The 25,991-nt window shown below is 35.3% G+C and carries 27 protein-coding genes and 2 other annotated features; of the genes, 25 read left to right on the forward strand and 2 right to left on the reverse strand.

The features are described from left to right. Positions 1 to 13: 13 nt before the first annotated feature. The 4 genes from CD118_RS00275 to CD118_RS00290 all read left to right on the forward strand — a co-directional run bounded on the left by CD118_RS00275 (position 14) and on the right by CD118_RS00290 (position 4,166). Complete coding sequence (locus tag CD118_RS00275; RefSeq protein ID WP_060829793.1) at positions 14 to 691, forward strand: uroporphyrinogen-III synthase; 678 nt, start codon at positions 14 to 16, stop codon at positions 689 to 691. Then, positions 691 to 1,668 carry a porphobilinogen synthase gene (hemB, locus tag CD118_RS00280; RefSeq protein ID WP_050330718.1) on the forward strand — a complete coding sequence of 326 codons (978 nt, stop codon included), beginning with the start codon at positions 691 to 693 and terminating at the stop codon, positions 1,666 to 1,668. The genes CD118_RS00275 and hemB overlap by 1 nt, the downstream gene beginning before the upstream one ends. A gap of 14 nt (positions 1,669 to 1,682) precedes the next feature. Beyond that, a complete protein-coding gene (gene hemL, locus CD118_RS00285) occupies positions 1,683 to 2,978 on the forward strand; it encodes a glutamate-1-semialdehyde 2,1-aminomutase (protein ID WP_060829794.1) in 1,296 nt (431 codons plus the stop codon). A gap of 105 nt (positions 2,979 to 3,083) precedes the next feature. Continuing rightward, positions 3,084 to 4,166: an AbrB family transcriptional regulator gene (locus CD118_RS00290; RefSeq protein ID WP_060829795.1), complete on the forward strand. Its 1,083-nt coding sequence runs from the start codon at positions 3,084 to 3,086 to the stop codon at positions 4,164 to 4,166. 106 nt (positions 4,167 to 4,272) lie between these two features. Here CD118_RS00290 and CD118_RS00295 read toward each other — a convergent pair whose 3' ends face one another. Further along, positions 4,273 to 4,821: a DNA-3-methyladenine glycosylase I gene (locus CD118_RS00295; protein WP_103356058.1), complete on the reverse strand. Its 549-nt coding sequence runs from the start codon at positions 4,819 to 4,821 to the stop codon at positions 4,273 to 4,275. A 56-nt stretch (positions 4,822 to 4,877) separates the two neighbouring features. Continuing rightward, positions 4,878 to 5,094 (forward strand) — a binding site (T-box leader). Between the two features lie 38 nt (positions 5,095 to 5,132). On the opposite strand from CD118_RS00295, the gene CD118_RS00300 reads away from it, so the two are divergent. The 4 genes from CD118_RS00300 to radC all read left to right on the forward strand — a co-directional run bounded on the left by CD118_RS00300 (position 5,133) and on the right by radC (position 10,637). After that, entirely contained in the window at positions 5,133 to 7,763 is a 2,631-nt protein-coding gene (locus CD118_RS00300; protein ID WP_060829796.1) for a valine--tRNA ligase, read from the forward strand. An 11-nt stretch (positions 7,764 to 7,774) separates the two neighbouring features. Continuing rightward, complete coding sequence (locus CD118_RS00305; RefSeq protein WP_103356059.1) at positions 7,775 to 9,043, forward strand: bifunctional folylpolyglutamate synthase/dihydrofolate synthase; 1,269 nt, start codon at positions 7,775 to 7,777, stop codon at positions 9,041 to 9,043. 197 nt (positions 9,044 to 9,240) lie between these two features. Beyond that, complete coding sequence (locus tag CD118_RS00310; protein ID WP_060829798.1) at positions 9,241 to 9,960, forward strand: prepilin peptidase; 720 nt, start codon at positions 9,241 to 9,243, stop codon at positions 9,958 to 9,960. Next, positions 9,957 to 10,637: a RadC family protein gene (gene radC / locus CD118_RS00315; protein WP_060829799.1), complete on the forward strand. Its 681-nt coding sequence runs from the start codon at positions 9,957 to 9,959 to the stop codon at positions 10,635 to 10,637. The genes CD118_RS00310 and radC overlap by 4 nt, the downstream gene beginning before the upstream one ends. A 40-nt stretch (positions 10,638 to 10,677) precedes the next feature. Here the strand turns inward: radC and CD118_RS12155 are convergent, their stop codons facing one another. After that, positions 10,678 to 10,839, reverse strand: a complete 162-nt coding sequence (locus CD118_RS12155; RefSeq protein WP_235433175.1) for a hypothetical protein — start codon at positions 10,837 to 10,839, stop codon at positions 10,678 to 10,680. A 172-nt stretch (positions 10,840 to 11,011) separates the two neighbouring features. Here CD118_RS12155 and CD118_RS00320 point away from each other — a divergent pair, with 172 nt between their 5' ends. From CD118_RS00320 to CD118_RS00395, 17 genes are all read left to right on the forward strand, one after another. Beyond that, positions 11,012 to 11,488 (forward strand): DUF4930 family protein, encoded by a 477-nt coding sequence (locus CD118_RS00320; protein WP_050345538.1) that lies wholly within the window; start codon positions 11,012 to 11,014, stop codon positions 11,486 to 11,488. Between the two features lie 83 nt (positions 11,489 to 11,571). Next, entirely contained in the window at positions 11,572 to 11,703 is a 132-nt protein-coding gene (locus CD118_RS12290) for a hypothetical protein (protein ID WP_280949725.1), read from the forward strand. A gap of 334 nt (positions 11,704 to 12,037) precedes the next feature. Continuing rightward, positions 12,038 to 12,874, forward strand: a complete 837-nt coding sequence (mreC, locus tag CD118_RS00325) for a rod shape-determining protein MreC (protein WP_050330728.1) — start codon at positions 12,038 to 12,040, stop codon at positions 12,872 to 12,874. Further along, a complete protein-coding gene (mreD, locus tag CD118_RS00330; protein WP_103356060.1) occupies positions 12,874 to 13,389 on the forward strand; it encodes a rod shape-determining protein MreD in 516 nt (171 codons plus the stop codon). Before mreC ends, mreD begins: the two co-directional genes overlap by 1 nt. A 35-nt stretch (positions 13,390 to 13,424) precedes the next feature. Further along, positions 13,425 to 13,498, forward strand: a sequence feature (ribosomal protein L21 leader region). Positions 13,499 to 13,509: 11 nt separating this feature from the next. Further along, positions 13,510 to 13,818 (forward strand): 50S ribosomal protein L21, encoded by a 309-nt coding sequence (gene rplU / locus CD118_RS00335; RefSeq protein ID WP_103356061.1) that lies wholly within the window; start codon positions 13,510 to 13,512, stop codon positions 13,816 to 13,818. Positions 13,819 to 13,820: 2 nt separating this feature from the next. Further along, a complete protein-coding gene (locus CD118_RS00340; RefSeq protein WP_050330730.1) occupies positions 13,821 to 14,141 on the forward strand; it encodes a ribosomal-processing cysteine protease Prp in 321 nt (106 codons plus the stop codon). Between the two features lie 10 nt (positions 14,142 to 14,151). Beyond that, on the forward strand, positions 14,152 to 14,436 hold the full coding sequence (rpmA, locus tag CD118_RS00345) for a 50S ribosomal protein L27 (protein ID WP_014613716.1): 285 nt from the start codon (positions 14,152 to 14,154) through the stop codon (positions 14,434 to 14,436). A 152-nt stretch (positions 14,437 to 14,588) separates the two neighbouring features. Continuing rightward, positions 14,589 to 15,878: a GTPase ObgE gene (obgE, locus tag CD118_RS00350; RefSeq protein ID WP_060829802.1), complete on the forward strand. Its 1,290-nt coding sequence runs from the start codon at positions 14,589 to 14,591 to the stop codon at positions 15,876 to 15,878. A gap of 25 nt (positions 15,879 to 15,903) precedes the next feature. Further along, positions 15,904 to 16,347 carry an ACT domain-containing protein gene (locus CD118_RS00355; protein ID WP_060830512.1) on the forward strand — a complete coding sequence of 148 codons (444 nt, stop codon included), beginning with the start codon at positions 15,904 to 15,906 and terminating at the stop codon, positions 16,345 to 16,347. Between the two features lie 12 nt (positions 16,348 to 16,359). Beyond that, positions 16,360 to 16,965 (forward strand): Holliday junction branch migration protein RuvA, encoded by a 606-nt coding sequence (gene ruvA, locus CD118_RS00360; protein ID WP_050330733.1) that lies wholly within the window; start codon positions 16,360 to 16,362, stop codon positions 16,963 to 16,965. Between the two features lie 16 nt (positions 16,966 to 16,981). Next, entirely contained in the window at positions 16,982 to 17,980 is a 999-nt protein-coding gene (gene ruvB, locus CD118_RS00365) for a Holliday junction branch migration DNA helicase RuvB (protein ID WP_016425273.1), read from the forward strand. Positions 17,981 to 17,997: 17 nt separating this feature from the next. Beyond that, positions 17,998 to 19,023 carry a tRNA preQ1(34) S-adenosylmethionine ribosyltransferase-isomerase QueA gene (queA, locus tag CD118_RS00370; protein WP_050345539.1) on the forward strand — a complete coding sequence of 342 codons (1,026 nt, stop codon included), beginning with the start codon at positions 17,998 to 18,000 and terminating at the stop codon, positions 19,021 to 19,023. A 17-nt stretch (positions 19,024 to 19,040) separates the two neighbouring features. After that, positions 19,041 to 20,180 (forward strand): tRNA guanosine(34) transglycosylase Tgt, encoded by a 1,140-nt coding sequence (tgt, locus tag CD118_RS00375; RefSeq protein ID WP_060829804.1) that lies wholly within the window; start codon positions 19,041 to 19,043, stop codon positions 20,178 to 20,180. A 16-nt stretch (positions 20,181 to 20,196) separates the two neighbouring features. Further along, the gene (yajC, locus tag CD118_RS00380) at positions 20,197 to 20,460 is read left to right on the forward strand and encodes a preprotein translocase subunit YajC (protein WP_016425270.1); all 264 of its coding nucleotides are present in this window, start codon (positions 20,197 to 20,199) and stop codon (positions 20,458 to 20,460) included. Between the two features lie 138 nt (positions 20,461 to 20,598). Then, complete coding sequence (gene secDF, locus CD118_RS00385; RefSeq protein WP_060829806.1) at positions 20,599 to 22,878, forward strand: protein translocase subunit SecDF; 2,280 nt, start codon at positions 20,599 to 20,601, stop codon at positions 22,876 to 22,878. 108 nt (positions 22,879 to 22,986) lie between these two features. After that, entirely contained in the window at positions 22,987 to 25,269 is a 2,283-nt protein-coding gene (gene recJ / locus CD118_RS00390) for a single-stranded-DNA-specific exonuclease RecJ (protein WP_060830513.1), read from the forward strand. A gap of 13 nt (positions 25,270 to 25,282) precedes the next feature. Further along, the gene (locus tag CD118_RS00395) at positions 25,283 to 25,801 is read left to right on the forward strand and encodes an adenine phosphoribosyltransferase (RefSeq protein ID WP_050330737.1); all 519 of its coding nucleotides are present in this window, start codon (positions 25,283 to 25,285) and stop codon (positions 25,799 to 25,801) included. Positions 25,802 to 25,991: the final 190 nt, after the last annotated feature.

Here is a 25,991-nt window from a genome sequence, read left to right on the forward strand (position 1 = left end):
GAAGGTGTATAAAATGAAGCCAGTCGTAGTGATGACACAAACAAAGCCGTATGTAGATGAGCGAGTTGAAATTCAACATTTGCCATTTGTAGAGATGCAAACTTTATCTTTTGATACGCACTTGTTAGATACGCACTACGACTGGCTCATTTTGACTTCTCAAAATGCTGTTCGATACTTTTTACCTTATATGGAGCAACTAAATTATCGACATCTTGCAGTCATTGGACAAAAAACGAAGGCATTTTGTGAATCTAATCATTTAGATGTCCACTTTTATCCATCTGACTATTCTCAAGAGGGCTTTTTAAAAGAATTCCCGGTAGTCAGCGGACTACAAATCCTTTTGCCGTCCAGCAAGTTAGCACGACCGTTGTTACAACAAACGCTTGAAATGAGAGGTTGTCAAGTTCATAAAATTGATCTTTATCAACCACATCCAGTACAACAAAATATTGATGAAGCTTATAATCGTATTCATCAAAATGCTGTTGATGCAGTGACGTTTGCAAGCGCTTCAGCTGCAAATGCTTTTTTTCAGCAGTACCAACCTCGTCATTTTGGTCACTACTTTGCTATAGGCAAACAAACCGCTAATGCAATCAAAAGCTATGGCAACAATTGTTGCACTGCTCAAATTCAAACTTTAGAATCAATTGTGGATAAAATAATAGAAATGAGGGTTTTATAATGGAATTTGATAGACATAGACGTTTAAGATCATCACGTACAATGCGTGATATGGTAAGAGAAACACATCTAAGAAAAGAAGATTTAATTTATCCTATTTTTGTTGTCGAAAAAGATGATGTTAAAACAGAAATTAAATCTTTACCCGGCGTTTATCAAATTAGTTTGAATTTATTACATGAAGAAATTCAAGCTGCATATGATTTAGGAATTCGTGCAATCATGTTTTTCGGTATTCCTAATGAAAAAGATAGCTGTGGTACAGGAGCTTACGTTGAAGATGGTGTGATACAAAAAGCGACACGAATTGCTAAATCAATGTATAAAGACTTATTAATACTCGCAGATACTTGTCTATGTGAGTATACGGATCATGGTCACTGCGGTTTAATTGACCCTCATACACACGATGTAGATAATGATAAAACTTTACCTTTATTAGTGAAAACTGCGATTTCTCAAGTGGAAGCGGGCGCTGATATAATTGCACCAAGCAATATGATGGATGGTTTTGTTATTGCTATACGTGAAGGGCTCGATAAAGCCGGATACCAAAATATACCAATTATGAGTTATGGCATTAAATACGCATCGAGCTTTTTCGGTCCATTTAGAGATGCTGCAGAATCAGCACCTTCTTTTGGAGATAGAAAGACATATCAAATGGATCCTGCAAACCGCCTAGAAGCACTTCGAGAATTGGAATCTGACCTTAAAGAAGGTGCCGATATGATGATTGTTAAACCTGCACTCAGCTATTTAGATATTATTCGAGATGTTAGAAATCATAGTAATGTTCCAATTGTGGCGTACAATGTAAGTGGTGAGTATAGTATGACAAAAGCAGCAGCTTTAAATGGTTGGATTGATGAAGAAAAAGTCGTTATGGAACAAATGATTTCTATGAAGCGTGCAGGTGCTGATATGATTATCACTTATTTCGCTAAAGATATCTGTCAATATCTAGATAAGGAATAAAAGGAGGTCACATCATGCGTTATAGTGAATCAATTAAAGCTTTTGAAAAAGCAGAAAAACTTATGCCAGGCGGTGTGAATAGTCCAGTTCGTGCTTTTAAATCTGTAGATACACCCGCTATTTTTATGGATCACGGCGAAGGAAGCCGTATCTATGATATAGACGGAAACGAATATATTGATTACGTTTTAAGTTGGGGCCCATTAATTTTAGGACATCGCGACCCGAAAGTTATTGAAGAAATTCACAAAGTCGTTGACCGTGGAACTAGTTTCGGCGCTTCGACATTAGAAGAAAATCGTCTTGCTGAACTTGTGATTGAACGTGTACCATCAATTGAAAAGGTTCGCATGGTTTCTTCTGGTACCGAAGCAACGTTAGATACATTGCGACTTGCCCGCGGATATACAGGTAAAAATAAAATTATCAAGTTTGAGGGTAATTATCATGGTCATAGTGATTCTCTGTTAATCAAAGCAGGATCTGGTGTAGCAACACTAGGCTTGCCCGATTCTCCTGGGGTGCCTGAAGGGACAGCTAAAAATACAATTACCGTTCCTTATAATGATCTAGATGCGGTTCGCTATGCTTTTGAACAATATGGTGATGATATTGCAGCAGTTATCGTAGAACCTGTATCAGGTAATATGGGCGTAGTGCCGCCTATTAATGATTTCTTACAAGGTTTACGTGACATCACACAAGAAAATGATGCATTACTTATTTTTGATGAAGTCATGACAGGCTTTCGAGTAGGATACAATTGTGCACAAGGTTATTTTGATGTAATACCTGATTTAACATGTTTAGGTAAGGTTATTGGTGGCGGCTTACCTGTTGGTGCATTTGGTGGTCGTAAAGAGATTATGGATCATATCGCGCCAAGTGGTGATATTTACCAAGCAGGGACACTCTCAGGAAACCCTCTAGCAATGACAAGTGGTTATATGACATTAAGTCAATTGACACCAGAAAGTTATGACTACTTTAATCAATTAGGTGATATGTTAGAAGAGGGACTTAAAGAAATCTTTAATCGCTATGATATTCCATTAACTGTTAACAGAGCAGGTTCAATGATAGGATTTTTCTTAAATGAAGGTCCTGTTACGAATTTTAAGGAAGCAAATGCTTCAGACCTTGAATTATTCCGCGTTCTTTATCGTGAGCTTGCAGAACAAGGTATCTTTTTACCTCCATCACAATTTGAAGGTATGTTTTTATCAACGGCGCATACAAAAGATGATATTCAACAAACTTTAAAAGCATTTGATACAGCTTTAGAGCGAATTACAAAAGCAACTGAATAAATATGTGATTAATTTTTATAACTATAAGTACTATAAATAATAAAATGCCAGTTTTATTGTTTATGATCATTAAAAACAAAAGTGCTTTAAATGATAGGAGGGACCATGATACGAAAACACCACATTAATAATTTCATTGTACTTGGACTCTCAATCATTTTTGGCCTTATATTATTACGACTCCATTTAATGTTGCCATGGATGTTTGGACCGATACTTGCCAGTTTATTTGTGATTAAAGTTTTGAAGTTAGAAGTGAATTGGCCACAATGGCTAAGCGAATTTGGACTTATCATGTTGGGCGTTCAAATTGGGACATCTTTTACAAAAACTGTAATCGATGATATTAAAAATGATTGGTTTTCAATTATATTAGTGAGCGTCTTGTTACTTGTTTTGTCTCTTATTGTTTCTATCGGCTTTAGAAAAATTGCAAAGGTCAATAGAGAAACAGCTTTATTAAGTGTCATACCAGGTGCATTAAGCCAGATGCTTGTGATGGCCGAAGAAAACAAGCGCACAGATATACTTGTTGTCAGCCTGACACAAACGTCTCGTATTATATTTGTTGTTATTTTAGTTCCGTTTATCTCATATTTCTTTAAAGATGCAAACGGTAGTCAGAAAGAAATGCAACAAATGCACCTGTTAACTGAAGTTTTAACATTCAAGGATATTTTAATCATTGGATTAGGTATTTGTGTTGTTTATATTCTGATGAAGTGGATTCACTTTCCAACAAAAATGTTACTTGCACCTATTTTAGTGCTCATAGTTTGGAATATGGTAACTGAACGGACTTTTACGCTTGATGCGCCAATTATTGCAGGAGCTCAAATTATCTATATGATTCGTGTAGGTATTCAAATTGCGCATTTAACTGAGCAACTTAAAGGCAGAATTGCAGTCGCAATTGCGTATCAAAATATTTTACTTATATTTGGTACACTTTTAATGATCATTTTGATTCATTTATTTAATCCAGCGTCGATTAATAATCTGTTTTTAAGTGCAGCACCTGGGGGAATGAGTCAAATTGTATTAGTCGCATTAGATACCGGTGGAGATGTCGCTATGATTTCAAGCTATCATATTTTCCGTATATTCTTCATACTCTTTCTGATTGCACCGTTAATCAGTTTTATATTTAAATATCAAGATCGTAAAAATAAAAGAAGTACGTCTTAATGTAAATTAATTCATTTTATTCATTCAAAAGGGATAGCAATCACACTTTTTAAGGTGACTGCTATCCCTTTTTTCGTATTTTATTGATTTCATATTCATACATGTGTTAACGGTTCGGACAAGAAATCAAATGGCTATTATAAAGGCCAGCAGCTTCCATAAAAGAAAACGCAGTTACAGGACCGATAAATTGAAACCCGTATTCTTTCAGTGACTTTGACAATTTCTTGGATGTTTCGTTCACTGTAATACGCGCTTCAACGGTTTCATATTGAAAATCAATGGGCGCACCATTAACAAATGACCATATAAAATGACTAAAGCTTTCATAGTCTTTTTCAATTTCAATAAAACCTTTGGCTTGAGAAACAATTGCTTCTAACTTTTTACGATGATGTATAATATTAGGGAATGACATCAATTGATCGATATCTGATGATGTCATTTGTGCAATTTTATATGGATCAAATTGATAAAATGCTGATTTGTAAGCATCTTTCTTTTTGAGTATTGTAAGCCAAGATAAACCTGCATGTTGGGATTCTAATGCTAGAAGTTCAAATAGTGCGCGAGAATCATATAATGGCTTTCCCCAAAAGTGATCATGATAATCGATATATACTGGATCTTGACTACCGAATGCACAGGGATTCACGTTTTTATACCTCCTTGTATTGACTTCATTGTCGTTTCAGTATACTATAAGAATTAAATTAATAGTAGAATTTGGGAAGAGTAGATGGTTGTCTTTTTTTAGAGAGTGTACGTTTGCTGAGAGTACATAAAAGACGTTATTGAAGGTAGCCCACGATGAACTTTAGCTGAAAGTAAAGTAGGTTAAAGCGTGTTATGAGCGTTAATCGTAAGAGTGCAATAGTGCGTACGCATTATTGAATTTAGGTGGTACCGCGGAACATCCGTCCTATGATTAGGACAGGATGTTTTTTTATTTGAAGGAGGATTCTTATGGAAATGAAACCAAAATATGACCCGCAAGAAGTTGAGGCGGGTCGATATCAAAAATGGGTAGAACAAGAGTTATTTAAACCTAATCAAAATTCAGAACAACCCACATATACAATTGTTATTCCACCGCCGAATGTAACTGGAAAATTACATTTAGGACATGCTTGGGATACGACATTGCAAGATATTTTAACACGTATGAAACGAATGCAAGGTTATGAAACCCTTTATTTACCTGGTATGGATCATGCTGGAATTGCGACACAAGCAAAAGTTGAAGCAAAAATGCGAGAAGAAGGCATTTCGAGACATGATATTGGCAGAGAAAAGTTTTTAGAAAAAGCGTGGGATTGGAAAGAAGAATATGCCGATTTTATACGTCAACAATGGGCTAAACTCGGACTTGGCTTAGATTATTCGAGAGAGAGATTCACACTCGACTCTGGTTTAAGTCAAGCGGTACGTAAAGTATTTGTGGATATGTATAAGAAAGGATTAATTTACCGCGGTGAACGTATCATTAACTGGGACCCTGTAGCGAAAACAGCACTATCTGACATTGAAGTCATTCACGAAGATGTTAATGGTAAATTCTATCATTTTAAATATCCGTTTGCGGATGGTGAAGGGTATATTGAAATTGCAACGACACGTCCAGAAACGATGCTAGGCGATACTGCAATCGTTGTACATCCTGATGATGCGCGTTACAAAGAAGTTATTGGTAAAAATGTTATTTTACCAATTGTTGGCCGTGAGATTCCTGTTTTAGCTGATGAATATGTTGACCAAGAATTTGGAAGCGGGGCAATGAAAGTGACACCTGCACATGATCCAAATGACTTTGAAATTGGGAATCGTCATGACTTAGAACGTATTGTCGTAATGGATGAATCTGGATGTATGAATCAAGAAGCAGGGAAATACGCTGGTCTAGATCGCTTTGAATGTCGTAAACAACTCGTTAAAGATTTGTTGGATCAAGGACTTGTAATTAAAATCGATGATCACGTACATTCAGTTGGACATTCTGAACGTTCGGGTGCTGTTGTTGAACCTTATTTATCGACACAATGGTTCGTTAAAATGGCACCATTAGCAGAACAAGCTTTGAATAATCAAAAAACAGATGGACGAATCGAATTCGTTCCTGCACGTTTTGAAAAAACTTTTAACCGTTGGATGGAAGAAATAAGAGATTGGACTATTTCTCGTCAACTTTGGTGGGGACATCAAATACCTGCTTGGTATCACAATGAAACAGGTGAGATTTATGTTGGTGAAAATGAGCCTGAAGACATTGAAAATTGGACACAAGATGAAGATGTATTAGATACTTGGTTTTCTAGTGCGTTATGGCCTTTTTCTACACTTGGGTGGCCTGACGAAACAGCTGAAGATTATCAAAGATTTTATCCAACACAAGTACTAGTAACAGGATATGATATTATTTTCTTCTGGGTAGCACGTATGATCTTCCAAGGTTTAGAGTTCACAGGTGAAAAGCCATTTAGTGATGTATTATTACACGGACTAGTACGCGCAGAAGATGGGCGTAAAATGAGTAAATCTTTAGGTAATGGTGTTGACCCAATGGATGTCATTGATCAATATGGTGCAGACAGTCTTCGTTATTTCTTAGCCACAGGATCTTCACCGGGGCATGATTTACGCTATTCAACTGAAAAAGTAGAGTCAGTTTGGAACTTTATTAACAAGATATGGAATGCTGCTCGATTTAGTTTAATGAATATTGGTGAAACATTCCGTTTTGAAGATATCGATTTATCTCAAAATCTATCAGTAGCAGATCAGTGGATTTTGACTCGTTTAAATGAAACAATCGAAACAGTGACTCAATTAAGCGATAAATACGAGTTTGGCGAAGTTGGCCGTGTATTGTATAATTTTATTTGGGATGAGTTTTGTGACTGGTATATTGAAATGAGTAAAATACCAATGAATGGTGACGACGAAGTACAGAAAAACGTAACACGCTCAGTGTTAAGTTATACTTTAGATCGCATGATGCGCCTGTTACATCCATTCATGCCATTCGTAACAGAACATATTTGGCAAAACTTGCCACATGAAGGTGAGTCTATAGTGACAAGTGCGTGGCCAACAGTTAATGATGCGTTTAATTTCGAAGAGAGTAAAGACGTTATGGAACAATTAGTTGAAATTATTAAATCTGTACGTCAGTCTCGTTTAGAAGTAAACACACCATTATCAAAAGAAATTCCGATTAAAATTAAAGCGAAAAATGAAAAAATTCAACAGTTATTGTTAGCAAACCAACACTATTTACAACGCTTCTGTAATCCGAGTGAACTCGAGATTGCCACTCAAATCGAAATTCCTGATAAAGCAATGACATCTATCGTTGCAGCAGGTGAAGTCATTTTACCAATTGAAGGTTTAATTGATATGGATAAAGAATTAGAGCGTTTAGAAAAAGACCTAGAAAAATGGCAAAAAGAATTAGATCGTGTCAATAAAAAACTAGCAAATGAAAACTTTGTTAATAAAGCGCCGGAAAAAATTATTAATGAAGAGAAAGAGAAACAAGTCAAATACCAAGAAAAATATGATGGTGTTAAAGCAAGAATTGAACAATTAAAAGCGTAGGAGTCTTAGTTATGAATTATCTAGACAGTTTATATTGGATACATGAAAGAACTAAATTCGGTATTAAGCCTGGCGTAAAACGCATGGAATGGATGCTCGAAAGACTGGGAAACCCTCAACACCGTATTAACGCCATTCATATTGGTGGGACTAATGGTAAAGGCTCTACTGTAGCATACATGCGTGAAGCATTAATGAAAAACGATTACCAAGTGGGTACATTTACGTCGCCTTATATAGAGACTTTCAATGAACGAATTAGTTTAAATGGTATACCCATTACGAACGATGAAATTGTAGCATTAGTTGAACGTGTTAAACCTGTAAGTGAAGCAATGGACAAAGAAACTGAATTGGGTGTAGCAACTGAATTCGAAATTATTACAACGATGATGTATTTATATTTCGGAGCAGTACATCCTGTCGACTTTGTTATTGTGGAAGCAGGCTTAGGTGTTAAAAATGATTCTACAAATGTTATCCAACCGCTGATTAGCATCTTAACGAGTATTGGTTTAGACCATACCGATATTCTTGGACAAACGTATCTTGACATTGCTAAAGACAAATCTGCAATCATAAAAGCCAACACCCCAATTGTTTACGCGATCAAAAACGAAGAGGCTTTAAAACTTTTTCGCGATACAGCAGAGAGACTGAACGCAAAAGCATTAGAATTTGATCGTGATATTTTAATTAAGTCTGAAGGGGATGAATTTACTTATCGCTATAAAGACTATGAATTAGGAAATCTAGCGCTTCATATGCTAGGAGAACATCAAAAAGAAAATGCCTCACTCGTCATAACAACTTTGATAGAATTATATGAGCAAAATGTCATCAATTTGGATTTCAACAAAATGATTGATGGCATTGAGCAAGCTTATTGGACAGGTCGTATTGAGCAAGTTTCAGAAGAGCCACTCATCATTATTGATGGTGCACACAATAAAGAAAGTGTGGATGCATTGGTCGACACAATCGAAAAATATTATGATTTAGAAAAAGTAGATGTATTATTTGCTGCCATTGAAGGCAAACCCATCCATCATATGCTTGATGCTTTTCAAAATATTGCTAAGCATATTTATGTCACAGGGTTTGATTTTCCAAAAGCTTTACCGAAACAAACATTATATGATGAAGTTGAGTTCGGTAACAAATCGATCGTGGATGACTTTGTCGCATTTATTCGCGAATATAAAGGTGAGGCATTACTTATTACGGGTAGCCTTTATTTCATTAGTGAAATTAAATCTAAAATTGCATTTAACGCATAAAAATAAGCCATTTCATAGCAGGTTAATGTGTATTGCCTGTTTATGAAATGGTTTTTTCAATTTGCTTAGTTTAGGTACGCTATATTTCATTTTTGCAAATTTGACCCTTGAAATAACGACACGCTATAATGATGACACTCAAATGTTGACGCCTAGAGTTGACACGTTTCGTAAATTCTTAGATACGAGGTGCTTAATTGCAGTATTTTACGCTATTTCTTGTTGGCTGTATTTCTATGAGTTTTTTACTTCAATTTGCTGAACATCCTAACCTGAAAATAAAGCATTTAATTAAAAGATCACGATGTATCCATTGCTTTCATCAACTTAAAATGACGGATCTCATACCGATAGTTAGCTTCGTACTTTTCAGTGGACGTTGCCGCTATTGTAGCCAGCCAATTCCTAGATCGCTTTTAATTGGAGAATTACTGGGAGGGATATTGCTAGTCTATCCTACAATCTTTCCCATTTATGTATCAACTGAAATATTTTATGCAGTTGGACTGATGCTTTTAACAATTGGAGTGATTGATTTACATAGTATGATTGTCCAACATCGCTTTTTAGTTTTACTTTTTGTTCTTCTGCTTTATTTATCGCATCACTTCTATGTTGATTTACAACATGTTATTTTATTTTTATCACTCTTTTTTATAGGCCTCATTCAAAACCATTTAATTGGTTTTGGTGATATAAAATTATGCCTTGTGATGATTTTCTTTTTCCCAATGCCTTTTTTATATTTGTTTTTAGAGTTGATTTTTCCAGTCGGATGTTTCTTTTACCTGCTCACGCTTTTATTAAAATCAAAAATGACACATTGTATACCATTAGTTCCTTCTATATTTGTATCATTTATATTGATCACCTCGTTTTATCCTCACTTAATTAATTTTTACGGAGGTATTCTATGACAAGAATACGTGATTTATCAATTGATGAAAAACCTAAAGAACGTTTAATACAATTTGGTAGTCAAGCATTATCCAACACTGAGCTACTAGCAATTTTAATAAATACAGGGAGCAGAGGGCAATCTAGTATAGATATTGCTTCTAATATATTGTCTCAATGCCAGTCACTGTCACAAATCAAGAATTTATCTTTAGCAGAATTGGAATCATTTGAAGGGATTGGGAGAAATAAAGCTGTTACCCTTTTATCTGTATTTGAAATATGCCAGCGGTTAGCACAAGAAAAAACACGTACACTATCAGAACCAATACGCACACCACAACAAATAGCGGAACGTTTTTATCCCAAGTTTAATGGATGTCATCAAGAGCATTTTGTTCTTATTATATTAAACACAAAGCATCAAATTATTCACGAGCAAACTTTGTTTATCGGTACATTGAATAGTGCAGTCATTCATCCTAGAGAAATTTTTAAAACAGCTTTAAAATGGTCGGCGCATGCCATTATTGTGCTGCATAATCATCCTTCTGGAGATGTTACGCCATCTAAAGCAGATATTGAAACGACTAAAAGACTGATTGGATGTGGAGAAGCGATGGGGATTGATGTGCTTGATCACATTATTGTAGGGGATAGCAACTATCTATCTATTTTAAGCGAGATTGACTTATAAAGACAAAAGGCTCATGCAACATTGCATGAGCCTTTTGTTACTAAAGTTGAAAATTTCCAATAAGCCACGTACCAAATTTATAACATAAATATAAGGCTAATACAACTAATCCTACTTTTATTAGAAATCTTATTATTGTAATACTGACTCTGAATAGCAAAACGATCAATAATATAATTAAAAATAATGTGAGAATACTCATCAATGTCACTCCCTATATCTCTATAATAATCGTTTTGTATGAAAATAGCATCATTCTAAAGTTATATTTATTTCATGCTTAAGATGGATGCTAAAATCAAATAAAGCCATTATAATGATAATACAATGAATGAAGTAAGATGAATATAATGAAAATATAGTGGAGGGCATGCATGCGGATTTTTAAAAGCTTATTCAAACTACTCATGGTTGTCTTTTTATTTTTAGCCCTCGTTTTTACTGCATTAAAGTATTTTCCTCAGATTAAAAATGAACCGTGGAATCCAATGAAAGATAAAGAAGTTTATCAAACGGTTGATAATGAAGGATATGAAATCCCAGTGAATGGTCGAAAATATGTTCAACAAGAAAATAACATGTTTAGAAATGTTCCCAAGAGTCAGATGAGAAATGTTTTTAATTGGGTAGATAAATACGAATTTATGCAAGTCAATGATATGTCTCGTCTTGGTTATGATCAAGAATATTTAATAGCTGAAAGAGATTCCCAATTTATTTTGTACCGTTTCGGTGAGAAGAATATGCGAATTTACACAACGGAGCACGATTTGTATGACGATTTAAATCAGCTTGGACATCCGATATCTTTGCAACCCTTAGAAGCTTATCAGCAAGATGAAGCTGATTAAAAGTTCTCGATGGTAGCAAGTTTGAAAACAGAGTCTATTTACGTTAGGCTGTGATTGTGAAATCTCATAGAGGAGTGGTAAAAATGAAAACTAATCATGCAAAACAACAAAACGAGCAGCGAAAAGCACAAAGATTATTTTCTAAATGGCGTAAAAATGAAATCCTCTACAAAGAAGATCAAGAGGATCAACATTCAAAAGGGCAACGTCAGTAAGAATAACTACAGATCAATCGTCAGTTAACTGCATGAGATTTTAACTATCATTTTGTAACTCAGTGATAAGTTATCACATTCTAATTGAGAGATACGCCGAAAGTGTAAGCTTAATGCCCTACATTTTCGGCGTTTTTTGTTTTAGACGTACAAATACACGTGACATTTGCTTGAAATAGACCAATTTTAATTTGAAAATCATAGTATCATTCAAGTTATCATATTCAAAAATCATAATGATGTTATTACAACACACCCTTGTACTTTATTTACTAACAAGAGTAATATAAAATAGGAGCAGTAATATATTTACATATAATATGAGGTGTTGAGGTTGTCCAATTTTTTTAAAAACAACAAACTCGTTGTGTTGTTTTGTGCACTAATACTTTTTATCGCTTTAGTTGGATTATCTATCAGATCAAATACCCAATCGGTTCCTGAACAATATGCAAGTGATACCATTTCTTTCGGGCAACGTATTTTCTCTTATCCAGTCCAATTTGTAGCGGGATCTATTACAGACATATTCCATAAAAGTGAAGCGCCTACAAATAAAGAGAAACAATTACAGGCTGATAATGAACGACTTAAATCAGAAAATAAAAAACTCAAAAAAGAACTCGATATGAGTGATATTTCAGAGTATGAGCCTATTTCAGCAGGTGTGATTGCACGCCAACCGGATCAATGGTTAAATACTGTTGTTATTGATAAAGGAAAAAAATCTGGTATTAAAGAAAATATGGCTGTTATGACAGCCAATGGTTTAGTCGGTCGTGTTGCGAAAGTGAATCAATTTTCGTCACAAATCAATTTAATTACAACAAAGGGGCGTACTAACCGTTTATCAGTAAATATCCAGCATGGTTCAGATGAGGTGTTTGGCTTAATTGATCGCTATGATGATAAAACAAATCAACTTATTGTTAGTGATATAGATAATAATGAAGATATTAAAGAGGGCGATAAAGTTGTAACGAGTGGTTTAGGGGATCAATTGCCTAAAGGACTTTACGTAGGTGAAGTCGAAAAGGTTCAAAACGATCAATATGGTTTATCAAAGCAAGTTTCTATTAAGACGGGCGCAAACATGAATCATTTTTCTCATGTTTATATAGCTAAAAGGGATCCTAAAACAGTGATTAACGATAAGGGTGACAATTCATAATGAAATCGATTTATTATGTACTTATAGGCTTATTGATGTTTTATCTAGATACGTTGCTTACCTTTTTATCACCGATTACAATAGGTCACTTTTCATTTATATTAGTGCCACATTTGAGCTTTTTATTTTTAATGATTATTGCGATTTATAAAAATACAAGTACCGCATTAATTTTAGGTGTCTTATTAGGTATTATGCAAGATCTATATTTCGGTCAAGTTTATGGTGTTTATTTATTCGGTTACATTGTGTCCATACTCATTGCCGATAAATTCTTAAAATTTTTTTTCAGAGATCATACAATGCTTTATAGCATGATTCTACTCGGCGTGATATTCTTAGAAATTTTTGTCATGGTTATCTATAGTCTATTAGGATTAATTGATTTAAATATGTTTGGATTTTTAGTTTTCCGTATCTTACCTACATTGATACTGAACAGTCTTTTATTAATCTTTATGTATTTCATTTTTAATCGCTTCATAAATCAATTAAGTACTATTGACACGAAGTAATACGAATGGTATGATTCAGTAGTTGAGTAGTTCATAGCTACATACAACCGCTCAAATATAGGTTTTAAGTACAAAATGTCACCTATATATGGCGTGACTTATAATTAGGAGGTGCAAAGTATGTTTGCTATTATTGAAACAGGTGGAAAACAAGTAAAAGTTGAAGAAAGTCAAGAAATTTACGTTGAAAAATTAAACGTAAACGAAGGTGACACTTTCACTTTTGATAAAGTTTTATTCGTCGGTGGAGACAACGTTAAAGTTGGCGCTCCTACAGTTGAAGGCGCAACTGTCACTGCAACTGTAAACAAACAAGGTCGCGGTAAAAAAATCACTGTATTTACTTACCGTCGTCGTAAAGATTCAAAACGCAAAAAAGGCCATCGTCAACCATATACTAAGTTAACAATCGATAAGATTAACGCTTAATTATGATTAATGTTGACATTAAATTGAATGACGAAGGTCAGATAACAGATGTCATAATGGACGGTCATGCGGACTTTGCTGAGCATGGTCAAGACATTGTTTGCGCTGGTGCTTCAGCAGTAGTTTTCGGTAGCGTTAATGCTATTATCGGACTTACTGCAGAAAGACCAGATATTGATTACAGTGATGACGGTGGATATTTTCATGTGAGATCTGTTGATACATCAAATGAGCAGGCACAGTTGATACTCCAGTCAATGTTAGTTTCTTTACAAACAATTGAAGAAGAATATAATGAGTATATTAAATTAAATCTGAAGTGAGGTGTAACTCATGCTTAAATTAAACTTACAATTTTTCGCATCTAAAAAAGGGGTAAGTTCTACTAAAAACGGACGTGACTCAGAATCTAAACGTTTAGGTGCTAAACGTGCAGACGGTCAATTCGTTACTGGTGGTTCTATCTTATTCCGTCAACGTGGAACTAAGATTTACCCAGGTGAAAACGTAGGTCGTGGTGGCGATGATACATTATTCGCTAAAATCGATGGCGTTGTTAAATTCGAACGTAAAGGTCGAGACAAAAAACAAGTTTCTGTATATGCAGTTGCTGAATAATTTGTCAAATTTTGACACCAGAAGGTAACTTCTGGTGTTTATTTTTTATATTGATTAAACTAAAGATAATAATAGCTTCAAAATGAGAGTCAAACGTAAAGTAAGAGACTTACGTTTAATATAAAACAAAAAATCGAAAAAGAGGTGAAAATATGTTTGTAGATCAAGTTAAAATATCATTAAAAGCGGGTGATGGCGGGAATGGTATTACGGCATATCGCCGGGAAAAGTATGTTCCTTTTGGAGGGCCAGCCGGTGGTGATGGCGGGCGTGGCGCGTCAGTTGTTTTCCAAGTAGATGAAGGATTGCGCACGCTCATGGACTTTAGATATCAACGACACTTTAAGGCTAAAAAAGGCGAAAATGGTCAAAGTAGTAATATGCATGGTAAAAATGCAGAAGATCTTGTTTTAAAAGTGCCGCCTGGAACGATTGTCAAAGATGTTGAAACAGAACAAACATTAGCTGATTTAGTGGAACATGGCCAAAGTGCAGTTATCGCAAAAGGAGGCCGTGGAGGTCGTGGTAACTCACGCTTTGCGACGCCTAAAAACCCGGCACCAGATTTTAGTGAGAATGGTGAACCTGGCGAAGAAATAGAAGTGACGTTGGAACTTAAGCTTCTTGCTGATGTGGGTCTTGTCGGGTTTCCAAGTGTTGGGAAATCAACACTGCTTTCAATCGTTTCAAAAGCGAAACCGAAAATTGGCGCTTATCACTTTACAACCATTCAACCTAATTTAGGTGTTGTTGTTACGCCTGACCAACGTAGTTTTGTTATGGCTGATTTACCAGGTTTGATTGAAGGAGCATCTGAAGGTGTCGGTTTAGGACATCAATTTTTAAGGCATGTTGAAAGAACAAAGGTAATTGTGCATGTGATTGATATGAGCGGTTTAGAAGGCCGTGATCCTTATGAGGATTATACGATTATCAATCAAGAGCTTAAAGCTTATGCCCAGCGATTAGAAGAACGTCCACAAATCATTGTTGCCAATAAAATGGATATACCAGAAGCGCATGACCAGTTGGAACAATTTAAAAAGAAACTTAATCAACCGGTTAAAATCATTCCAATTTCATCATATACACGTGAAAATATTGATCAATTACTTTATGAAATAGCGAATACACTTGATAAGGTCAAAGATGTTGATTTTTCTGAGACAGAAGAGGATATCGGTGTCAATCGTGTTGTTTATAAACACACACCTTCACAAGATCAATTTAAAATTACGAGAGATGATGATGGTGCTTATGTCGTAAGTGGTAATGCGATAGAACGTATGTTTAAAATGACCGACTTTAATAGTGACCCAGCAGTGCGACGTTTCGCTAGACAAATGCGTTCAATGGGTATCGATGACGCTTTACGTGAGCGTGGTGCAGAGAATGGTGATATTGTACGTATTCTTGGAGGAGAGTTTGAATTTGTCGAATAATGAACAGGAGGCGCCTAATGCGCGTATGAAACATCAATTTTATGTTATTCGTGAGGATGTTTTACCTTACGTCGTGAAGCGTGTACTACAAGTAAAATCCTCATTAAAAAATGACCCATCAATGACAATTCAAGAAGCAGTTGATATGCATGATTGTTCACGCAGTGCATTCTACAAATATAGAGACACTATCTTTCCATTAGATGAAGTTCGTAAACGCACAGAAGCTTATACCATTATTTTATTTGTTATTGATAAGGTTGGAATTCTGGCAAGTATCCTTGAAAAATTGTCAGAGCTTCAACTTTCTGTGCTCACAATTCATCAAAGTGTCCCTATCAATAATAAAGCATCCATTACACTGACATTAGATGGGAGTAAAGCGAAAATTAATCCCTATGAATTAATTAACACATTAAGACAAATGGAAAATATTTATAATGTAGATATTATCGGAATGAATTTATAAGGAGTAGTTACGATGTATGCATATATCTTTGGGAATTTAACGGCACTTTATCCAACTCACATCATCATTGAGACAACATCGGGTGTGGGATATGAAATTCAGACCCCAAACTCATATCGTTTTCAAAAGCATCTTAATCAATCTATTAAAGTTTATACGTCGTTAATTGTACGAGAAGACGCTCAATTGTTATACGGCTTTATTGATGAAGAAGAAAAAGATATGTTTTTAAGTTTAATAAAGGTGACTGGAATTGGTCCTAAATCTGCATTAGCTATTTTAGCAGCGAGCACGCCTAATGAAGTTAAACGCGCAATTGAAAATGAAAATGATGCGTATTTAACAAAATTTCCGGGAATCGGTAAAAAGACAGCACGCCAAATTGTACTAGATTTAAAAGGTAAAGTGGTCATTACCGAAACGAACGATGAAGACTTACTTTCGAATGCAACGGGTACTATCGAAACATCTCACTATGCAAAAGAAGCGCTATTGGCGTTAGAAGCATTAGGCTATTCTAAGCGTGAGTTGAAAAAAGTTGAAAAGGCGATGCAAAGTGAAACTTTTGAAAGTGTTGATATAGCAGTTAAATTTGGATTAAAACAATTAGTTTCATAAAAAAGGAGTGAGTCAAATGGAACAAGATCGAATGATGGATGGCCATGAGCAATCTGATGAGCAAGCTTTTGAATTGTCATTACGGCCAGATCGGCTAAGACAATACATAGGTCAAAGTACAATCAAATCAAATCTTGAAGTTTTTATTCAAGCGGCTAAAATTCGTGAAGAACCACTTGATCATGTCCTTCTCTTTGGCCCTCCTGGTTTGGGTAAAACGACACTTTCACATATTATCGCAAATGAAATGGGCGTTAATTTACGTACAGTTTCTGGGCCGTCCATAGAGAGACCTGGCGATTTAGCTGCTATTCTAACTGGTTTACAACCTGGTGATGTTTTATTTATTGACGAAATACATCGTCTAAGTAGCGTTGTGGAAGAAGTATTATATCCGGCTATGGAAGATTTTTTTATTGATATTATCGTTGGAAAAGGCGAGGAAGCGCGTAGTATACGTATCGATTTACCTCCGTTTACATTAGTTGGTGCAACAACACGTGCAGGGAGCTTGACGAGTCCTTTACGTGACCGATTTGGCGTCCATTTGCGCTTAGAATATTATTCTGAACAAGAACTGGCACAAATTATTATTCGGACTGTTGATGTATTAGGCACAGCTATTGATGAAGAAAGTGCTATAGAAATTGCAAAAAGAAGTCGTGGGACACCTCGTATCGCTAATCGTTTATTAAAACGAATACGGGATTTCCAACAAGTAAATGAAGATGACATGATCTACATTGAGACGACAAAACGTGCATTGCACCTATTACAGGTAGATGAAGAAGGTCTAGATTATATTGATCATAAAATGATGGCTTGTATTATTGAGCAATATCATGGTGGACCAGTAGGATTAGATACGATTGCTGTTTCAATCGGAGAAGAGCGTATTACGATTGAAGACGTATATGAACCTTTTCTCATTCAAAGAGGCTTTTTAGAGCGTACACCAAGAGGGCGTAAAGCGACACCCCAAGCCTATGAACATTTTAAATATACGAGTCATTAAATAGAGGAGTTACTACTTTGAATATTGAAGAATTTGATTATGAATTGCCAGAGTCGCTCATCGCACAAACACCTTTAAAACAGCGCGATCAAAGTCGTCTGTTATATTTGAATCGACGAACTGGCGAGACTGAAGACTTACATTTTAAAGATATTACACGTTTTTTTGAACAAGGTGATACTCTTGTATTAAATGATACAAAAGTGATGCCGGCGCGTTTATTTGGTGTTAAAGAAGAAACACGAGCAAAAGTTGAAATGTTAATGTTGACTCAAATTGAAGGTGACGACTGGGAAGTGTTACTTAAACCAGCGAAACGGATAAAAGTAGGGCAAACTTTGAGCTTTGGAGATGGAAAGATCATTGCTACTTGTATGAAAGAACTCGATCAAGGTGGCCGGATTATGCGCTTGCATTATGACGGTATTTTACAAGAGCGACTTGATGAATTAGGCGAAATGCCACTTCCTCCATATATTAAAGAACGATTAGACGAAAAAGATCGTTATCAAACCGTTTATGCAAAAGCATCTGGTTCAGCTGCAGCGCCGACTGCAGGTTTACATTTTACAGATCAGTTGTTACAACAAATTCGTGAAAATGGGGTTAATATTGCATTTATCACACTTCACGTAGGTTTAGGTACATTTAGACCTGTGAGTGTCGAAAATATCGATGACCATGAAATGCATAGTGAATATTATCAAATGTCTCAAGAAACAGCAGATTTACTGAATAAGACTAAAGCTAAGGGACATCGCATCATATCTGTAGGTACAACCTCTACAAGAACACTAGAAACTATCCGTCAAAATCATACGCAATTTGTTGCTTCTAGTGGATGGACGGATATATTTATTTATCCGGGTTTTGAATTTAAAGCGATAGATGGCTTGATTACGAATTTTCATTTACCAAAATCCACTTTAGTGATGTTGGTATCTGCTTTTAGTTCGCGACAATTTGTGCTTTCGGCATATCGTCATGCAGTCGCTGAAAAATATCGATTTTTCAGTTTTGGCGATGCGATGATTATTATTTAGTTTGAGAGGAGAATACTATGCCTGCAGTAACTTATGAGCATATTAAAACTTGTAAACAATCTGGTGCAAGATTAGGTATTGTACACACACCGCACGGGTCGTTTGAAACACCTATGTTTATGCCGGTGGGTACAAAAGCTACAGTTAAAACGATGAGCCCAGAAGAATTAAAACAAATGAATACGAAAATTTTATTAGGAAATACCTATCATTTATGGTTACAACCTGGAAATGATATTGTTAAAAAAGCAGGGGGCTTACACCAATTTATGAATTGGGATGGTCCTATTTTAACGGATTCGGGTGGCTTCCAAGTTTTCAGTTTGAGTAATTTGAGAAAAATAACCGAAGAAGGTGTAGAATTTAGACATCATACGAATGGTTCAAAACTCTTTTTATCTCCAGAAGATTCTATAAAAATACAAAATGATTTAGGTTCGGACATTATTATGGCTTTCGATGAGTGTCCACCTATGCCAGCTGAGTATGATTATGTGAAAAATTCTATTGAAAGAACAACTAGATGGGCAGAACGATGCTTACAAGCACACCAACGTCCGAATGATCAAGCCTTATTTGGAATTATACAAGGAGGAGAATACAAAGATTTACGTCAACAATCAGCGGAAGAACTCGTTAAACTGGATTTTCCAGGATATGCGATAGGTGGTTTATCTGTTGGCGAGCCAAAACCTGTCATGTATGACATGGTCGAATTTACTGAGCAGTTTATGCCTAAAGATAAGCCACGTTATTTAATGGGCGTAGGTTCTCCTGATGCATTGATTGAATGTAGTATCCGTGGTATGGATATGTTTGATTGCGTATTACCGACACGTATTGCACGTAATGGAACATGTATGACTTCACATGGACGTGTTGTTGTAAAAAATGCGCAATATAAAGATGATTTTAGACCGTTAGATGAAAATTGTGATTGTTATACGTGTAAAAATTATTCACGCGCATACCTAAGACACCTCATCAAAGCGGATGAAACTTTTGGGATTCGTCTTACCACTTATCATAATTTGCATTTTCTGTTAAAATTAATGGAGAACATTAGACAAGCCATTCGAGAGGATCGTCTTTTAGATTTTAAAGAGGAATTTTTCGAACAATATGGCCTCAATGTTGATAATCCGAAAAATTTCTAGATAGGAGCTATGATTTATGTCTTCACTTATTAGTTTATTACCTTTAATATTACTATTTGTTGTCATGTGGTTCTTCATGATTCGTCCGCAACAAAAGCGTGCTAAAGAGCATCGCCAAATGGTTGACCAATTAGAAGCGGGACAACGTGTAACTACAATTGGTGGTATTAAAGGAACAGTTCGTGCAGTTGATGAAACAACAGCTGTCATTACAGTTAATGGTAAAGGTACTGAACTGACTTTTGAAAAACAAGCCATTAAACAAGTTGATCCTTCATAACGGATTGCATTGACCAGCTTAAATACAATTAAAGACATGGCTTATACCCATGTCTTTTTTAGTTCGTGTTAGAAATCACTTGCACTAATTTTGTAAAGTGAAGTATGCTTGAAACATAAGATAAAATGAGGTGTTTATGTGAAAAAAACAAGTAGATTGATCACCTTTGTTATTCTTGTTGTGCTATTATTCGCGGGAATGGCCACTACATATAAAAATGTGATCAAAGATGTCAACTTAGGGCTTGATTTACAAGGTGGATTCGAAGTTTTATATCAAGTCAACCCACTTGATAAAGGCGATAAAATTGATAATACCGCTGTACAATCCACAGCTAAAACTTTAGAACGTCGGGTTAACGTACTTGGAGTGTCTGAACCGAAAATACAAGTTGAAGATCAAAATCGTATACGTGTTCAACTTGCTGGGGTTAAGGACCAAAACCAAGCCCGTAAAATTTTATCATCACAAGCTAATTTAACAATACGTGATGCTGATGATAAAGTTTTATTAACTGGTAAAGATTTAGTTCAAGGTTCAGCTAAACAAGAGTTTAAACAAAATACGAACCAACCCGCAGTTACTTTTAAATTAAAAGACAGTGATAAATTTAAAAAAGTAACAGAAAAAATTTCTAAAAAACAAGAAAACGTAATGGTCGTATGGCTCGACTTTAAAAAAGGCGACAGCTATGCGAAAGAAAAAACTAAAGAAGATCCAAAATATATTTCAGCAGCTTCTGTTGACCAACCGATTAACTCACCTAACGTTGAAATTTCAGGTGGTTTCCAAGGTGAAAAAGGGATAACTGAAGCTAAACAAATTGCTGATCTTTTAAATTCTGGTTCATTACCGGTTGATTTAAAAGAAATCTATTCAACTTCAGTTGGTGCTCAATTTGGTCAAGATGCATTAGATAAGACGATGTTTGCATCAATTATTGGGATTAGCATCATTTTCTTATTCATGCTATTGTTCTACCGTTTGCCGGGTTTAATTGCTGTCATTACATTAACAACTTATATTTATTTAACAATGCTAGCATTTAATTTTATCTCAGGTGTCCTCACATTACCTGGTTTAGCTGCGTTGGTACTTGGTGTAGGTATGGCTGTTGATGCGAATATCATCATGTACGAAAGGATTAAAGACGAGCTGCGAATTGGTCGCACGTTAAAACAAGCTTATAAAAAAGCAAATAAAAGTTCATTTATCACTATTTTAGATGCCAACTTGACAACTGTACTTGCAGCTGCTGTTCTCTTCTTCTTTGGGGAAAGTTCAGTTAAAGGTTTCGCTACGATGTTATTATTGGCAATTTTAATGAGCTTTGTGACTGCGGTCTTCTTAACACGTATTCTTTTATCTTTAGTCGTACAATCCAATGTATTCAAGAAAAAACTTTGGTGGTTTGGTGTTAAAAACAATCAAATCCATAATATTAATGACGGATATGATGTATCGGATTTAAGTACACCTTACGATAAGATTGATTTTATGAAAATTGCAAAACCACTATTTGCATTTAGTAGTGTGGTCATTTTAGCAGGTATTATCATTTTATCTATTTTCAAATTGAACTTAGGTATTGATTTTACTTCTGGTACACGTGTTGATCTTCAAAGTGATCAACCACTCAATCAAAATCAAGTAGAGAAAAAATTAGAAGCGATTGATTTGAAACCAAACCAATTATCAATTGGTGGAAATAAAAATGAAAATGCTTCGATGCAGTATAAACATGACTTGTCAAAAGATGAAATTGCTAAAGTATCTAAAACATTAAAAGATGCCTATGGCAAAGAGCCATCTGTGAATACCGTATCACCTGTAATAGGTCAAGAATTGGCTAAAAATGCAATGCTAGCAGTGATTATTGCATCCATCGGTATGATTATTTACATTTCTTTACGTTTTGAATGGCGTATGGGGATTGCATCGATTATTTCCTTATTACATGATGCTTTTATGATTATCGCTGTCTTTAGCTTGTTTAGACTCGAGGTTGATATAACGTTTATCGCAGCAGTACTGACAATCATCGGTTATTCTATAAACGATACGATTGTAACATTTGACCGTGTTCGTGAAATGTTGAAAAAAGTAAAAGTAATCACGAAAGAAGAGCAAATAGATTATATTGTGAATAGTTCTATACGTCAAACGTTAACACGTTCAATCAACACCGTTTTAACTGTAGTTATCGTCGTTGTTGCAATGTTGATATTAGGTGCATCAAGCATATTTAACTTCTCATTAGCATTATTGATTGGTTTAGTATCAGGTGTATACTCATCTATTGTTATTGCGGTACCGCTTTGGGGCATGTTGAAAAAACGTGAATTACGTAAATCAAGTCATCACAAACTTGTTGTTTATAAACGTAAACGTACTAACGAAGAAAAAGTATTAGTATAATAGAAATAAACTTGGACGTCTTATTGATTAACATCAATGATGTCCAAGTTCTTTTTATTTTCTCTAATTTTCGTTATAATACGTTTTGAGAAAGAGGCGGTAATGATTATGATACAATCGAATTTTCAATGGCAAACGCGTCAAGTCGATAGCTTGATTGATGACGCTTTAGTCGATAAATATAAATTAACACCGATGATGAAATTAATACTAGAAAGCAAAGGGTACACCGATGGATTAGAACTTGATCGCGTATTAGCGCCGAATCATATGACTCATGACCCTCAAGCGTTAAGTGATATGGATAAAGCCATATCACGAATACATAAAGCAATTCAAAATGGTGAAAAGATACTTGTTTATGGAGACTATGATGCGGACGGTGTAACTTCGACGACCATTATGGTTAAAACTTTGCAACAACTTGGCGCCACAGTAGGGTGGTATATCCCTAACCGATTTACAGAAGGATATGGTCCGAGTGAAATGGCCTTTAGAAATGCCTATGATGAAGGGGTTACGTTAATTATTACAGTTGATAATGGTATACAAGGTCATCATGAAATTGAGCTTGTTCAAAATTTAGGCGTGGATGTGATTGTTACAGACCATCATGAAATGGGGGAAACGCTGCCTCCCGCTTTTGCAATTATCCATCCGATGCACCCTGATTTCAATTATCCATTTAAATATTTATGTGGTGCAGGTGTGGCGTTTAAGTTAGCAGATATGCTTTTAGAAGAATTGCCACATTCATTTTGGGTTTTAGCGATGATTGGAACGATTGCTGATTTAGTTTCTTTGACCGATGAAAATCGGATGATTGTTCAAAAAGGATTGACTTATATCAATGAGGAGACACCTGTGGCGATTCGTGCTTTATTAGATCAGGCACAATACCAAGATGATATTAATGAAGAAACAATTGGTTTTATCATTGCGCCTCGATTAAATGCGGTAGGCCGTTTAGACGACGCGGGTTTAGCTGCTGAATTATTAATGTCAGATGATCTAGAAGAGTCGCTATTTCTAGCAGAGCAAGTGGAGCATTTCAATGTGGAACGTAAAGAAATTGTCCAGCAAATCGTTGATGAAGCGATGGAGATGGCTCAAGAAGCTGTCAGTGAGGGTCAAAAATTTTTAGTTTTAGCAAAAGAAGATTGGCACGAAGGTGTATTAGGAATTGTTGCTTCAAGAATTGTTGAAACATTTCATCTGCCTACTATGATTTTGAATATTGATGAAGCCCAGCAACATGCAAAAGGTTCATCTCGAAGTATTTCGCAAGTCTCTATGTTTGAAGCTCTATCTTCGGAATCTACATTAATTACAAAATTTGGTGGTCATCATATGGCTGCAGGATTAACAATGCCCATAGAAAATGTAGATCCGCTGAGAAACGCGTTAAATGCATGGATGACGGAGCGTTTTAATGTCGATGATCTTCAACCGGTCAAAATGATTGATGTTGTTTTAAATATCGAACATGTAACGATTGAACAAATCCGCTCTTTAGAACGGTTACGCCCTTTTGGCATGGATTTTAACAGGCCTGTATTTCAAATTGATGGCTTGACCATCCAACAAGCGAAAGCGATTGGTCAAAATCAGAATCATCTTAAAGTTACTTTTAACGAACAAAATTTACAAGGCTTGTTTTGGAATCATGGTGAATTAAACCAAGAATTAATGGAAGACCAAGAAATAGATATCATTGGTGAACTTCAAATTAATGAATGGAATGGGAATCGTACGCCTCAATTTGTAATGACTGATATAAGAAGTAATGATCGACAAATTTTAGATTATCGCAGCAAAAATAAGCGGTTACCTCAATTTGAGGGTAAAGATCAAGTGTGTTATCTCATAAATCCAAATAAAGATAAATCTAGTCATCATGAATTCTATTATGGTGAGGTCATTCCAGAAGGTTATGATAAATGTGTAATGAGAGATTTACCACTCACTATGGAAGACATTAAGCTTTCATGTCGTTACATTAAAGCATCTCAAATATATCTTGTCTTTGATCATCGGCATTCTATTTATTTTGAAGGTTTACCGAAAGACGATACGTTTAAAAAATGTTACAAAGCACTTTTTCAAAAGGGTAAAACAAATCTAGAAACTGAAGGAATGGCGCTGAGTCAATATTTGCAAATTAAACCCACTATGCTGAAATTTATTTTAAAAGTTTTCTTAGACTTACAAATTATTTCACAAAAAGATGGTATAATTGAGATTGCGCATTCTCGTGAAAAGCAGTCTATTTCAGCTAGTCGCATTTATCAAGCAAGGGTACAGCGAATTGAAGTTGAAAAACAGCTCTTATATGAAGAATTTGATGCCATTAAGTCTTGGTTTGTTAATGAATTAGCAGGGATTGAATGAGGAGAGGATTTAAGTGGATTTAAAAAAATATGTATCTGAAGTCAAAGATTGGCCTAAAGAAGGCGTTAATTTTAAAGATATTACAACAATCATGGACAACGGTGAAGCATATGGCTATGCGACAGATCAAATCGTTAAATATGCAAAAGAGAAAAATGTCGATATTGTCGTAGGACCAGAAGCACGTGGTTTTATCATTGGATGTCCTGTTGCATATGCAATGGGAATCGGTTTTGCACCTGTACGTAAAGAAGGTAAGCTTCCACGTGAAGTCATCCGTTATGAATACGACCTAGAATACGGAAGCAATGTACTGACAATGCACGCGGATGCAATTAAACCAGGACAAAGAGTATTAATTACTGATGATTTGCTTGCTACAGGTGGGACAATCGAAGCGGCTATTCATCTTGTTGAGAAACAAGGTGGTATTGTTGCAGGTATTGCATTTATTATTGAACTTGCTTATTTAAATGGTATAGAAAAAATTAAAGATTACGACGTGATGCGTTTAATCACGTATAATGAATAGTTAATAGCATCAAAAGTTTCTCGCATGCAATTGATTGTATGTTGGAATCAAGTGAGATTAAGAAATCTTCGTTTACTATAGATTTCAGTCTCACTTTTTTTATTATTTTAAATGTTACTTTGAAGTTGATGATACCATTTTTGTTGCTTCAATATTTTAAATAAACTGAATAAACATTTTAAAATGTAAT

The organism is Staphylococcus coagulans (assembly GCF_002901995.1).
Taxonomy (GTDB): Bacteria; Bacillota; Bacilli; order Staphylococcales; family Staphylococcaceae; genus Staphylococcus; species Staphylococcus coagulans.

Excerpts from the sequence above, each read along its gene's own strand:
- rplU (WP_103356061.1), top strand. The coding sequence starts at position 13,510 with ATGTTTGCTATTATTGAAACAGGTGGAAAACAAGTAAAAGTTGAAGAA.
- rpmA (WP_014613716.1), top strand. The coding sequence starts at position 14,152 with ATGCTTAAATTAAACTTACAATTTTTCGCATCTAAAAAAGGGGTAAGT.
- tgt (WP_060829804.1), top strand. The coding sequence starts at position 19,041 with ATGCCTGCAGTAACTTATGAGCATATTAAAACTTGTAAACAATCTGGT.
- ruvB (WP_016425273.1), top strand. The coding sequence starts at position 16,982 with ATGGAACAAGATCGAATGATGGATGGCCATGAGCAATCTGATGAGCAA.
- CD118_RS00290 (WP_060829795.1), top strand. The coding sequence starts at position 3,084 with ATGATACGAAAACACCACATTAATAATTTCATTGTACTTGGACTCTCA.
- CD118_RS00340 (WP_050330730.1), top strand. The coding sequence starts at position 13,821 with ATGATTAATGTTGACATTAAATTGAATGACGAAGGTCAGATAACAGAT.
- mreD (WP_103356060.1), top strand. The coding sequence starts at position 12,874 with ATGAAATCGATTTATTATGTACTTATAGGCTTATTGATGTTTTATCTA.
- hemB (WP_050330718.1), top strand. The coding sequence starts at position 691 with ATGGAATTTGATAGACATAGACGTTTAAGATCATCACGTACAATGCGT.
- CD118_RS00305 (WP_103356059.1), top strand. The coding sequence starts at position 7,775 with ATGAATTATCTAGACAGTTTATATTGGATACATGAAAGAACTAAATTC.
- yajC (WP_016425270.1), top strand. The coding sequence starts at position 20,197 with ATGTCTTCACTTATTAGTTTATTACCTTTAATATTACTATTTGTTGTC.
- CD118_RS00300 (WP_060829796.1), top strand. The coding sequence starts at position 5,133 with ATGGAAATGAAACCAAAATATGACCCGCAAGAAGTTGAGGCGGGTCGA.
- obgE (WP_060829802.1), top strand. The coding sequence starts at position 14,589 with ATGTTTGTAGATCAAGTTAAAATATCATTAAAAGCGGGTGATGGCGGG.
- recJ (WP_060830513.1), top strand. The coding sequence starts at position 22,987 with ATGATACAATCGAATTTTCAATGGCAAACGCGTCAAGTCGATAGCTTG.
- CD118_RS00275 (WP_060829793.1), top strand. The coding sequence starts at position 14 with ATGAAGCCAGTCGTAGTGATGACACAAACAAAGCCGTATGTAGATGAG.
- ruvA (WP_050330733.1), top strand. The coding sequence starts at position 16,360 with ATGTATGCATATATCTTTGGGAATTTAACGGCACTTTATCCAACTCAC.
- CD118_RS00320 (WP_050345538.1), top strand. The coding sequence starts at position 11,012 with ATGCGGATTTTTAAAAGCTTATTCAAACTACTCATGGTTGTCTTTTTA.
- hemL (WP_060829794.1), top strand. The coding sequence starts at position 1,683 with ATGCGTTATAGTGAATCAATTAAAGCTTTTGAAAAAGCAGAAAAACTT.
- CD118_RS12290 (WP_280949725.1), top strand. The coding sequence starts at position 11,572 with ATGAAAACTAATCATGCAAAACAACAAAACGAGCAGCGAAAAGCACAA.
- radC (WP_060829799.1), top strand. The coding sequence starts at position 9,957 with ATGACAAGAATACGTGATTTATCAATTGATGAAAAACCTAAAGAACGT.
- CD118_RS00355 (WP_060830512.1), top strand. The coding sequence starts at position 15,904 with ATGAAACATCAATTTTATGTTATTCGTGAGGATGTTTTACCTTACGTC.
- CD118_RS12155 (WP_235433175.1), bottom strand. The coding sequence starts at position 10,839 with ATGAGTATTCTCACATTATTTTTAATTATATTATTGATCGTTTTGCTA.